8 protein-coding genes are annotated in these 12588 nt (G+C 43.6%); 2 read left to right on the forward strand and 6 right to left on the reverse strand.

What is annotated here, in order from left to right; all coding sequences use genetic code 11:
• Window positions 1-478: 478 nt before the first annotated feature.
• Window positions 479-1642 (forward strand): hypothetical protein, encoded by a 1164-nt coding sequence (locus AC59IL_RS21135; RefSeq protein ID WP_496554185.1) that lies wholly within the window; start codon window positions 479-481, stop codon window positions 1640-1642.
• Between the two features lie 6 nt (window positions 1643-1648).
• On the opposite strand, the gene AC59IL_RS21140 is transcribed toward AC59IL_RS21135, so the two are convergent.
• The 6 genes from AC59IL_RS21140 to AC59IL_RS21165 form a co-directional block, all read right to left on the reverse strand.
• On the reverse strand, window positions 1649-2629 hold the full coding sequence (locus tag AC59IL_RS21140) for a DUF1444 domain-containing protein (RefSeq protein WP_496554186.1): 981 nt from the start codon (window positions 2627-2629) through the stop codon (window positions 1649-1651).
• 136 nt (window positions 2630-2765) lie between these two features.
• On the reverse strand, window positions 2766-3713 hold the full coding sequence (locus tag AC59IL_RS21145) for an NAD-dependent epimerase/dehydratase family protein (RefSeq protein ID WP_496554187.1): 948 nt from the start codon (window positions 3711-3713) through the stop codon (window positions 2766-2768).
• A gap of 110 nt (window positions 3714-3823) precedes the next feature.
• Window positions 3824-6862, reverse strand: coding sequence for an efflux RND transporter permease subunit (locus AC59IL_RS21150; RefSeq protein WP_496554188.1), 3039 nt, complete (start codon window positions 6860-6862; stop codon window positions 3824-3826).
• Window positions 6863-7046: 184 nt separating this feature from the next.
• Window positions 7047-8102, reverse strand: coding sequence for an efflux RND transporter periplasmic adaptor subunit (locus tag AC59IL_RS21155; protein ID WP_496554189.1), 1056 nt, complete (start codon window positions 8100-8102; stop codon window positions 7047-7049).
• Window positions 8103-8112: 10 nt separating this feature from the next.
• Window positions 8113-9474: a TolC family protein gene (locus AC59IL_RS21160; protein ID WP_496554190.1), complete on the reverse strand. Its 1362-nt coding sequence runs from the start codon at window positions 9472-9474 to the stop codon at window positions 8113-8115.
• A 70-nt stretch (window positions 9475-9544) separates the two neighbouring features.
• Window positions 9545-10177: a TetR/AcrR family transcriptional regulator gene (locus AC59IL_RS21165; RefSeq protein ID WP_496554191.1), complete on the reverse strand. Its 633-nt coding sequence runs from the start codon at window positions 10175-10177 to the stop codon at window positions 9545-9547.
• A gap of 419 nt (window positions 10178-10596) precedes the next feature.
• Here AC59IL_RS21165 and AC59IL_RS21170 point away from each other — a divergent pair, with 419 nt between their 5' ends.
• Window positions 10597-12522: a DNA polymerase III subunit gamma/tau gene (locus tag AC59IL_RS21170; protein WP_496554192.1), complete on the forward strand. Its 1926-nt coding sequence runs from the start codon at window positions 10597-10599 to the stop codon at window positions 12520-12522.
• The last annotated feature ends 66 nt before the right edge of the window (window positions 12523-12588 follow it).

A 12588-nucleotide genomic window follows, 5' to 3' on the forward strand; every position in this document is an offset into this window, starting at 1 on the left:
TCAAATCACATATATTTTACTGAAAATCAGCTGAAAAATGGTATGATTATAAATCAGCGGAGTCTTTTTGTATGCAAAATCATACAGTTTGCAGGTGGAAAGATTTTGTTTGCAGGCGGAATTATGCTGCGCGCTGGTGAACAGACTCATCTTACTTCCGACTTCCGACCTTCGACTTCAGACTTTTGACCTCCATCACAGCAAACCAAACCCCGGCATCTTACGTAACTATATATAAGAAATAATGTGCTTACCATTTATGTCCGCAGCCGGCTAAAAAGGGTTAGCCGGCTCCTTTTTTTACTCCAAAACGAGCATTAATTATTGAACACCGGGTTATGCCATAATGTTAGCAACCTTATTAATCCATTGAATAAGACTAAAATACCTGCCCAACCGTTTAAAGCACTCGCCATAACTGCTTTTTCGTTTTATTTGTATTTTGAATATGGATTTTGCGATTCCCTTTTATCCGAACATGCAATTAGCCGAAGTTACTAATGCTGCCATTGCCAATGAGTTCATTAGGGTTAATGTTGAACTGAATAAGTTGAACCCTAACTATATACGTCCGCTCGATAAGGACGTGAATGAGGTATTCAATCCGGCCAGAAACAAAGCATTCCGGCATGGCGAATGTACCCGTTGGGTATTGCACGATGCCGAAGGAAAATGCATTGGCCGCATTGCCGCATTTGTAAATAAAAAATACCGGAATAAGGGAGATGCGTTTCCTGTGGGTGGTATCGGTTTTTTCGATTGCATCAACGACCAGCAGGCTGCCGACATGTTGTTTGACGTGGCCAAACACTGGCTGCTACAGCGTGGCATGGAAGCCATGGACGGCCCTATTAACTTTGGCGAGCGCGATCGCTGGTGGGGGCTGGTTACCGAAGGATTTCAGGAACCGCTCTATTGCATGAACTACAATCCGCCTTATTACAACTCACTTTTTGAACACTATGGATTTCGTCCTTTTTTTAACCAGATCTGTTTTGGACTAAACCCCAAAAAGAAGCTTAGCGATAAACTGTTCGAGCGGCATGCTCATTACAGCAATCCCGATTACAAAGCAATACCCATCGATAAAAAGAAGCTCGAAAAATTCGCAAACGATTTTACCATTGTATACAACAAGGCCTGGGCCGGTCATGGTGGCGTAAAAGAACTGAAGAAAGACCAGGTATTGCTCATGTTCAAAAAAATGAAACCGGTGATGGATGAGCGCATCATATGGTTTACCTATCATAAAGATCAGCCCATTGCCATGTTCATCAACCTGCCCGACCTGAACCAATGGTTTAAATACCTGAACGGTCAGTTCAACTGGTACCATAAACTAAAATTCCTGTGGATCAAAAAAACAAAGCCCTGTAAAAAATGTACGGGGCTGGTATTTGGCGTGGTGCCCGAGTTTCAGGGGAAGGGTATTGATGCCTATATGATCGTTGAATCGGGCAGGGTTATACAATGGCAAACGCCGTATACAGAATATGAAATGCAATGGATCGGCGACTTCAACCCCAAAATGCTGAATGTAGCCGCCGGCCTGGGCGATACGTTTAGAAGCAGGGTGCTAACCACCTACCGGTATTTGTTCGACAGAACGAGAGAATTTAAGCCGCATCCGATGATCAGTTAAGTTTTCTTATAGTTTTTTAGTCATTAATGCAGTCAACCCTGCCGGAGCAACAACATTTATGTGGCCATCTTCCTCCGTTACATTAATTCGGGTAAATGTACCTTTATAATACCAGAAAAACTGGTTAGAAACAGGTTGTGGTAGAGTCGTATAAAAGTTGTCTATAGTCGACTTTATATTCTGAATGTATTTCACAAAATTAAGTGGTTGCTCTTTTGTTACTCTGCAAACACTTACAAAACCTTTGGTGGGCATGGCAACTACCGAGCCCCATTCACCTACTACGTCACTCGCATTATGATCAAGGTCAAGTGCAACGCTTGCAGCATAATCTTCATTATCCCCTAATAAAATGACTTCAATCTTTTGCCCATCTGAGTCAAAAGTTTTACTCACCTTTTGTATCTGGTGTTGATTGAGGTTATTCCTGGCAATTGAAAAAACTGTAGCAGTATCTTTTTTCCAGGTACTGAACATCGATTTGGATACTGCAGTAAACATACCCGGCAAATCGAGCATCAGCACAGTATATGTTCCTTCAAGATCGATCCTGTAAAAGCAATCATCGAGGTTCTTTTGTTTCGCAAACGATTCGGAATAAATACGCAGGCTTAAATATTTGGATATCGTTTCAAAATTATTCGGATCAATTTTCTTATGTTCATCTATAGCGATAAACATGTTATTGAAATGCTCCTGTACCACTTTACTCCATTGTGATATATCAGGTTCTGCCTTACATTTCATAATAAGGTTATCCAAATTAAACGCACCCAGGTCCTGACCCTCTTTCAGCTGAATAGTACCATCTTTTACAAAGTCGATCTTATATCGTTTTGAAACCTGAACAACAGCAAGGTCTACCAGCTTTTTGTAATCCTGTTTACTAATTTCATTTTCAAAACCGGCGGGAATGGTATAATCAATATTCTGACCAACAGCGATTTGATGAAACAATATCAAACCAAGGATAAAAAGTAATCTCATACAGTATGGTTGTACAATTATGTTAAAAGTATATACAATCCATCAACCCTGCAAACAGTTAGAAAAATTATAAATAAAAAAAAGACGTGGCCCGGTTAGTACCACGTCTTTTCATTATTACTTTATTTCTTACTTCCTATTTCTTACTTCCCTCCTGGTCCACTGCCCATTTTACCGTATCCTTTATTCCCTCGGCATACGACGTGGGCGTAAAACCAAAGGCTTTGTTGAACTTGGATGAATCGAACAGGTATGGGTATTCGTTCTGATAATTCATTTCAACCAGCTCTTTCATTACTCTGTTAAATAATCCGACTAATGACAGCATCCAACCGGGAACAACAGTAACCCCATTGGGTTTTTGCATGGCAGCAGCGGCCTGTTGCGCAAACTGGCGTCCGGTTAACGGATTGTCTGCCGTTGGCAAATGCCAGGTTTGGCCAAATGCATCTTCCCTCTTTGCCAGCAGGTACAATGCCTGTGCTGCATCGGGCACATAGGTAATTGAATGCGGCTGATCGGCACTACCTAACCATTGCGCTTTTTTTCCTTTTAACAGATTTTGAATTACCAGCAAATTGGGTACGCTGGTTTTAAAACCAATGGGTCCGTAAAAATCTGCCGCACGGGCAATCAATGCTTTCAGGTTGCCGGTTTTTGTTTCCTGTAATAATTGATTGGCGATCGCTGCTCTTATTTTTCCTTTTTCACTAACCGGGTTAAACGGAGTTTCTTCCGTCATCACGCCGTTTACTTTACCGTACATGTATACGTTATCGAAAAAAACAAGCCTGGCGCCGGTTTCTTTACAGGCATTGATCACATTCGTCATGATAACCGGCCACTGTACGCGCCAAATGCGCACATCATAAGGTAAGCCTATTAACAAATACACCACAGCCGATCCTTTAATGGCCTGTAATGTTTGCTGGTAATCGGTAGCATCGGCCGATACGGTTTCTACACCGGTAACAGGTTTTGCCTGTCGTGATACCAGCCTTACTTTTTCCTGATTTTTCAATAAAACCGGTAACAGTTGATCGGCTACTGCCCCACCAGCGCCAAAAATGGTATGAACACTCATAAAGTTGTAAGTTATAAGTTTTAAGTTCTATGTTTAATTTTATTAAATATCGAATATCAAATGTTGAATGTCGAAATAAATGCACTTCAATATTCAACATTCGATATGCATTATTCTTTAATCTTCGGTGCAAGCAATTTATACAACACCGGTGTTACCACCCGTGTTAACAGGGTTGAACTGATCAACCCGCCGATGATCACCAGGGCAAGTGGTGAATACAATGGGTTATTTTCTAATACCAATGGCAGCAATCCTCCGATGGCAGTTAATGTTGTTAAAATAATCGGCACAAAGCGGGTTTCGCCGGCTTCCTGAATGGCTTTATCAATACTCATCCCCTGTTTGCGCAGCTGATCGGTATAATCAACCAGCAAAATAGAATTTTTTACTTCAATTCCAATAAGTGCTATCAAACCAATTACTGCAACAAACGAAAATGTATTACCGGTTGCCAGTAACATCAGCACCGCCCCGATAATACCCAATGGTATAACCGACAACACAATTAATGTTCCGCGGAATGTTTTGAACTCAAGGATCAGCACGCCCAGTATGCCAAAAATGGTTATTAATACAATGGTGCCCAAACCGCCAAAGCTTTCCTGACTGGCCTCTACTTCGCCCGCTGCCACATAATGCGAATTGGGTGGAAAATGCATGGTGTCTAATTGCTTCAGCAATCCTTCGGTTACTTTACCGGTATTATATCCGCTCTGAACATATGCGGTAGCCACCGTAAATCGGTCTTTATCGTAGTGTTTAATAGTAACCGGCGATGTTTCGAACCGGATATCGGCCACCTGGTTCAACGGAACCGATGCGCCGGTAACACTGCTTACATATACTTTTCCAAAAGCATCGAAAGTTTGCCGTTCTTCACGGGGAAGGGTTACCGAAATATTATATTCATCGCCGTTTTCTTTACGAAAAGTGCCGATGTTTAATCCGGCAATGGCCAACCGCACTGTACGGTCAATTTCATGAACAGGTACACCCAGCAAACCGGCTTTTTCTTTATTTACTTTTACGCGCAGATCGGTTTTTAAGGTAGTGAGCTCGTTGTTTACATAAATGGTCCCCGGTGTTTTTTTCAACAGGGCTTCTACCCTGAAAGCGAGGCTGCGCAATGTATCCAAATCTTCGCTGAACAAACGTATGGCAACAGGTGCTTCAACCGGCGGGCCCTGCTCAAAATCTTTTACCTCAATTTTTGCATTGGGATAATCTTTGAATCTGGTACGTAACCTGTCGATCAGTTTTCGTTTTTCGGCAGGCGGTGTTTCATTTAACTGTACAAACAACTGTGCGTAATTGCTTACATCATTTTGCGGCACTACGTTGTAATAAATGCGCGGATTACCACGGCCTATATTGGTTGCATAGTTCTTTAGATTGGGAATGTTGCTGATCTCTTTTTCAACATAGCGCGCCACGCGATCGGTTGCCGACAAACTGGTACCCAACGGTGTTTCGATATTTATTAAGAACATTGGTTTTTCAGAAGCCGGAAAAACGCTGAACCCTACCACTGGTACCAGGGCTACCGAGCCTGCAAAAATCGCCAGCGCAATCAGCAACGTTGTCACAGGCCGTGCAATAGCGCTGTGCAGCAACCGGCGATACGACCCTCCGATGAACTTTTTTAACCCACGCATAAACAGATTGCCTTCGGGATTTTCGTGGTTGCTTAAAATACGGCTCGATAAAAACGGAACAATGGTAAGCGATACAAATAACGAGGCCAGTACCGTAGTTACTACCGCTGCCGGTAAGCTGCGAATAAAATCACCGGCGCCTTCGGGCAAAAACATCAGCGGTAAAAAAGCAAAGATCAGGGTAATGGTACAGCCAATTACCGCCAGCCCTATTTGTTTGGTAGCGGCCATAGCGGCCTCTACACGGGTATAGCCCATACGCAGATAACGTTCGATATTTTCAACCACCACAATGCTATCGTCGACCAGCAAGCCAAGTGCTACCACCATACCTACAATGCTCAGCTGGTTGATGGTGATGCCGAACATATCCAGCAAAAACAACCCTATGGCCAGCGATAAAGGAATTGATATCATTACCACAATAGAAGCACGAACGCCTAATGGCAGCAGCGTTAACAATACCAGAAAAATGGCTATGCCGAAATCACGGGCAAAGCCGCCAAGCCGGGTGCGAACGCTGTGTGCATTATCGAAGCTTTGTTCATATACAATATTCTTTGGCAGCTCTTTTTGAAATTGCTGCAGCACCGGTTTTACTTCTTTTTCAACCGCAAAAATATTGGTGCCCATTTTGCGGCTGGCCGTTACAAACACCCCGCGTTTACCATTTAAACGCGCCATGTACGTTTGTTCTTCATAATTAAATTCAACATCGGCTACATCTTTTACATACACCAGTTTGCCGTTTACATTGCTTACAATAGTATTTTTTATTTCATCGATGTTTTTATAATTGCCGCTTGTTTTGATATTGAATTTCTTTTCACCCATTTCGATGCTGCCGCCGGGAATGTTTACATTTTCGCTTTGAATGGCTCCCAGCACTTTATTGAGCGGAATATTATATTGCGCCAGTTTTTCGATCTGCAGTGATACGCGTACCTGTTGCTGCGGGAAAGCCCAGTTGTCGACATTCTTTAAGCTTTTAACCTTCTCCAACCGCTCTTTTAATTTTTTACTCCATTCTTCAAGGTCTTTATACGGCGCTGTTTCACTTAACAAACCGATCTGTAGAATATTTACATCCGAAGGAGAGAATTTTTGAATATCGATATTCAGTATATCCTGTGGTAATTTGTTGCGGAGGGCATCCATTTCACGCACAACATCCTGATATTTTTTATCGGGATCGGTTTCATATTTAAACTCAACGCGTATTACCGCCAGTCCGTCGTCGATGCGGCTTACGATGCGTTTGATATCGTCGAGTTCATTCATTCTTTTTTCTATGGGATCGGCCACCAGTTCTTCCATGTCTTTGGGGCTGGTACCGGGATATACCACCACCACATTAAATTGCGGGGCCTGAAAGTCGGGATCCTCACCGCGCGGCATATTTAATAAGGAGTTTATGCCAATGGCTATCAGCATCACGAATACGATGAGCGTGAACTGATAGTTTTTTACTGAGAAGTCGGTTATCTTCATAACACCTTAATTTGAAAATGAGCCAATTTGAAAATTTGAAAATGGAGCAGATGAGCTGATTGTTTGATGGTTTAATTGTTCGATGGTTTGGTGCCTGAATGATCAACAGGTTACTAATTCGCGGGCTCTCCGAACAACGTATGCCCAACAATCAAACCATTTAACCATCGAACCATCACATCAGTTATTTAATGATTTTTACTACTGATCTTTCCGTTAGATAACCTACGCCCTGGGTTATTACCTCCTGCACACTATCTAATCCGCTGATAACAGCAGCCTGGTTATTTTCGAGAAAAGCGATGGCTACTTTGTTTTTGGTAAGGGATTTGCCATCGGCATTTACGGTGTATACATAACCTGTTTTATCATTTGCTTCGGTAACTGCTTCAATCGGAACAAGCGTTACAGTTTGTTGAGCCGTGGGCTGTAAATGAACGGTTGAAAACAAACCGTTGGCAAAGCGGGCGCCATTGGGCAATACTTTTACTTCTATTTCGTAGGTACCGCTGGCTGCATCGGCACCCTGCGCTATTTCGGTTATAATTCCGGTAAATGTTTTATTGGGATATGCATCTAATTCAACACGGGCCTTATCGCCTTTTTTCAAAATAGCCCAATCTTTATCAGATACGCCAAATCGTATCACCCAATCGTTCCCTGCGGTTCCGCTAAACATAAATACAGGAGCGCCCGAAGCAGCCATCTCTCCTTCATTCATTAATTTCTTTAGAATAGTGCCGTTTTCTGTGGCGCGTATCTGAGCGTACTGCTGGTTAAACCGGGCTATACGCAAACTTTCCTCAGCCACCTGTAATTGGGTGGTGGCATTTTGCACCTGCTCCAACGTTGCTACGGTATCGTTATACAGGTTTTTTATTCTTTTTTCATCACGTTGTACTTTTTCAACACCCTGCGAAGCCTGTTGCACCTGGGCATTGATTTCGGTAAGATCGAGCGTTGCCAGCAGTTGTCCTTTCACTACGGCATCGCCTTCTTTTACATATATCTTTGAAATGATGCCGCCAATTTTAAACGACAGGCGGGCTTCGGCGGTAGAGGCCATGCTGCCTGAATATTTTAATACCGGGGCGTAGCTGGCGGTGGTAACGGATTGCACTTTCACGGCAATGGCTTCATCTTTAATATCGGCGGTTTGCGACCGGCCATTGCATGCGGTTATTATGATTGCTATTGATAAACCTGTTAAAAAGGTAAGGGGGAAGAATATCTTGCTCATAACAAAAATTTTAAAAAGTATAGGAAGCAGTAACACGTTCTAATTCGGCGGCGCGGGTTAATACGGCCAGTTGAGCCAGCGAGTAATTCAGTTGCGAATTGGTTAATTGCGTGCGCGCATCGATCAATTCAATCTGCAGCGCCTGGCCTTCGCGAAAACGGCGTTCGGCAAAACGATACGTTTCCTGCGTGCTTTGCACTTCATCGGCATTCGCCTGCAGGGTTTGTATGGCCGACCTGTAATTATTCAATGCGGTGCGCACCTGCAGACTTAACTGCTGTTCTACATCTTTATACTGTGTTTCGAGCGCCTGCAGATCTAATTGCGACTGCTTAATTTTATATTTATTATCGTTGGCTTTAAATAGGTCCCATTTCAGTTGCAACCCACCTAACTGGTAAAACTGATCGCTGTTGAAGTGAAAGCCAAAACCCTGAAAACCGATGTTATAAAATGCATTGAGTTTGGGAACGATGTACGAGCGATTCATTTTGATACCGGTTGTTACTACCTTTTGCGCGCTTTGCAATTTGGCCAGTTCCTCGCGACGAACGGGCACTTCCAAAGCGGGATTAATAGAAGTATTCATCTGCTCAAACACAGTAGTATCGGAGGTAACCGGTGCATCCAGCGACTCATTGAGTAAAAAATTAAAAAAGGCAAGTGCATTTTGCTGCTGGTTACCTGCTGCTATAAACGAAGATTTCACCTGGCTAACCTGCGCCCTTGCACGTAAAACCGATTCTTTGGTGCCCATTGAATTTTGCATCAGCTTTTCGCTTACCCGCAAATTTTCACCTGCCAGCGCCATTGCATTGGTATAAATAGCAACCGCCTTACCGGCCTGCAAATACTGGTAATAGGCTTCTTTGATGTTCTTAACCAACTCGCGTTTGTAAATATCAATTTCGGCCTGTTGCGTTTGTATCAGTTCTTTTTTAATGGCGCGGTTATAATATATATCGGCATTCACAATGGGCATAGAAACTTCCACGCGTGTATCGTGAAAATTATTGGGCAGGAAATTGATGGTTTGATTTTCGATCTGTGGAAATTTACTCTGACCGGTTAACTGGTTCAGGGTTGAGTATACGCCGTTCAGCATATCGCCGATGGGCAGGTCCTGCTTACGACCACCATTGGCCAGCGTGTATTGCGAAGCGATACCGGCCTGCGGATAGAATAAAGTTTTTGCTCTTTGCAAATCGATCTGGGCCCTCTGCAGGTCGAAATTCTTTTGTTGAAGGGCAAGGTTGGTTGATAGCCCTTTTTTAATATAACTGTCCAGCACAGGCTGTGCATTGGCCGTGGAACAGGCAGCAAGGATCCCTACAATCCCGATAGCAATCGGGACCGACAGACTTCGTTTCATAAGTCAATCCGTTTAATTTTATAATGTAAATATTATTAACAGTGTTAAGTACGGAGGCAAAAAAAATTGGCTACTCCTTCCTGCCGGAAGCATCCAATACATTCAGGAACCAGGTCAACCCCTTATTCATCATAGGAACTATCTGATCGTGCGTTACTACTTTTTCGAACCGGTTACGAATGGCGAGTGATACCATACCATGCACCATACCCCAGATAGGCATTGCCATAGCATCGACGTCACCTTTTACAATGAGGTTCTTGTCCATACATTCCTGCAGTGTGCCTTTCAGCCGGCCCAATGTGTCTTCACCATTTTTCCATTCGCAGTTTACCATACCTGCCAGCGCTTCCATAGGGGCCTGCAAAATGAACATAAGATCATAGAATGCCGGATTTTCGAGGCCAAATTTGATGTAGTACTCCCCCATTTTATGCAGACGAACGAGCGGATTATTTATTGTCCACAGGTCGGCCGTATATTCAGCCATTTTCTGAAAGCCTATTTCGTGCAGGTTGTACAGGATTTCATTCTTGTCTTTAAAATACAGGTATACGGTAGTGGGGCTGTATTCAATTAAATCGGCAATTTTACGGATCGAAACATTCTCAAACCCCTGTTCCACAAACAGTTTCATCGATGCTTCCAGGATCGCCTTCCTGATCTCGAGCTTTTGCTTTTCCTTTCTTTCCGGTATGCCCATAGTAAATAAGTTAACAACACAAATATACTTAACACCGTTAAGTTTCCAAACTTTCTGCAGCCTTTTTTTAAAAAGATTTCTGCGTTTGCGCCGATTGGGACCAAAATGCAGGGAGAGAAAGAGGAAGCAAGGGTTGCTGTCCTCGCCTGGCTGAAGCCTTGCGACTACACGCCAAACTACCAAATCTGCAACTTTGGCCTGGATGGCGCGCCTGACTGAGGCCTCGCGACTACGCGCCGCCTACACTTTAGGGCCTGCACCGGAGCTTAAGTGGCGAAGCATGGAGGGGGTAAGGTGTTTCATTCAGGCTTCACCCAAAAACATTTTGCTTTGCATCCCGCCTTCGGCGGGACACATTTGCACATTTTCAAATTTGCACATTTTCACATTATCGCCATTCCTTACATTTGCTGCATACCATGGAGAAGTTTATAGTTTCAGCACGAAAATATCGCCCGCAACTATTTGATACGGTTGTGGGGCAGGGCCATATTACCACTACGCTCAAAAATGCCATCAAAAACCGCCAGTTGGCGCATGCCTTTTTGTTTTGCGGTCCGCGTGGTGTGGGTAAAACCACCTGTGCCCGTATTTTGGCAAAAACCATCAACTGCGAAAGTCCAACGCCCGATGGGGAAGCCTGTAACCAGTGTTCATCATGCGTGGCTTTTAATGATGGTATTTCGCTGAATATTCATGAACTCGACGCGGCCAGTAACAATTCTGTCGATGACATCCGCTCCCTGGTTGAGCAGGTTCGCTTCGCCCCGCAGGCCGGAAAATATAAAGTGTATATTATCGACGAGGTGCACATGCTCAGTTCTTCGGCCTTCAATGCATTTTTGAAAACGCTCGAAGAGCCGCCCTCCTACGCCATATTTATATTGGCCACTACCGAAAAGCATAAAATTCTGCCGACTATCCTCAGCCGGTGTCAGATATTCGATTTCAAACGCATCACCAGCAACGATACGGTAGATCACCTGCAAGGCATTTGTGAAAAGGAAGAAATCAATGCCGAAAAACCTGCTCTGCAGGTTATTGCCCGCAAAAGCGAAGGCTGTATGCGCGATGCATTGAGTATTCTTGATAAAATCGTAAGCTTTACCAGCGGTACGGTTACCTATCAGAATACGCTGGAACATTTGAACATTCTGGATGCCGATTATTATTTTAAACTGATGGACTGCATGCAGCAACAGGACCTCGCCGGCGCCATGCTGTTGTATGATGACATAGACCGTAAAGGTTTTGAAGGCGACCTGGTGATCAATGGTTATGCAGAATTTATCAGGAACCTGCTGGTTTGTAAAGATGAAAAAGTGGCAGGTTTGCTCGAAGTAGTGGAAAGTTTTAAAGACAAATACATTTCTACTGCCAAAAAAATACCGGTATCCTATCTGATCAGCGCGCTGAACATATTGAACGAAGCAGAAATTAATTTCAAAGGAGCACGCAACAAAAGACTGCATACCGAACTGGCGATTATTAAATTAACCTATCTGCAACAGGCGCTTGAACTAACCGTTTCGGGCGATGGAACCGGTAAAAAAAAAGTAGTTGATTCAGCACAGCCGGTAGCTTTCAGAAAACTGGGTATAGTTGAACAGAAGGCGGAAGCCGGAAATCGGAAGTCTGATGTGGGAAGTCAGAAAACCGAAGCAGGAAACCTTCCCGCTACACAGGCAAATCAGAAGCCGGAAACTGTTGCTCCAAAAGCAAATACTGAAGCAAAACTGATCATTGAATCATCGTATGATGACAGCTACATCAGCCCTGAAGAAGAAGAGCAGGCCTATTTATTAGCGCAGCAACAGGGAGGTCAAAATACCGGCACATCAACCGGCTCCCCTACTCCTAACCAGCAAACAAATACTGCTGGTGCAGGCAAAACTTCCAAACTGGGCACTCTTGAATCGATACGACAGAAATTTGCCAATAAACAAGCGGGTACAGCCAATCCCATTATACCGCTATCGTACGAAAAGCTGGAAGAACATTGGAAAAACTTCTCTCAAAAATTAAAAGATAATAAAAACCCCGCTGCACAGAGTTTCGACATGGCGAGGTTAGCTATCCTAAACGAAGGCGTATTCGAGATCACTACCAATAACAATCTCGAACAAAAATTCATTGAAGGGGAACGGCGCGGATTATCAGAATATTTACAAACGCTATTCAATAACCGCGCCCTGATGTTTACCATTGTTGTAAGCGACAACCCGGTATCGCAGGTGCCTATTGAACGCCCGCTGAATACTAAAGAGCAGTACCAGAAAATTGTGGAGCAGTACCCGCTGGTAAATGAATTGAAAAACAAGCTGAAGCTGGGGCTGGATTATTAAACAGTACTACCGATCCCATAACTTTCAACACTTCTTTTTTAAATGCTGCAGACGACGGGGCCGTAT

It is taken from the genome of Niastella sp. sgz303648 (assembly GCF_059587045.1).

What these genes read in the sequence shown, in the direction of transcription:
- AC59IL_RS21150 (WP_496554188.1), bottom strand. Translation starts at nt 6,862, where the DNA reads ATGAAGATAACCGACTTCTCAGTAAAAAACTATCAGTTCACGCTCATC.
- AC59IL_RS21170 (WP_496554192.1), top strand. Translation starts at nt 10,597, where the DNA reads ATGGAGAAGTTTATAGTTTCAGCACGAAAATATCGCCCGCAACTATTT.
- AC59IL_RS21145 (WP_496554187.1), bottom strand. Translation starts at nt 3,713, where the DNA reads ATGAGTGTTCATACCATTTTTGGCGCTGGTGGGGCAGTAGCCGATCAA.
- AC59IL_RS21165 (WP_496554191.1), bottom strand. Translation starts at nt 10,177, where the DNA reads ATGGGCATACCGGAAAGAAAGGAAAAGCAAAAGCTCGAGATCAGGAAG.
- AC59IL_RS21160 (WP_496554190.1), bottom strand. Translation starts at nt 9,474, where the DNA reads ATGAAACGAAGTCTGTCGGTCCCGATTGCTATCGGGATTGTAGGGATC.
- AC59IL_RS21140 (WP_496554186.1), bottom strand. Translation starts at nt 2,629, where the DNA reads ATGAGATTACTTTTTATCCTTGGTTTGATATTGTTTCATCAAATCGCT.
- AC59IL_RS21155 (WP_496554189.1), bottom strand. Translation starts at nt 8,102, where the DNA reads ATGAGCAAGATATTCTTCCCCCTTACCTTTTTAACAGGTTTATCAATA.
- AC59IL_RS21135 (WP_496554185.1), top strand. Translation starts at nt 479, where the DNA reads ATGCAATTAGCCGAAGTTACTAATGCTGCCATTGCCAATGAGTTCATT.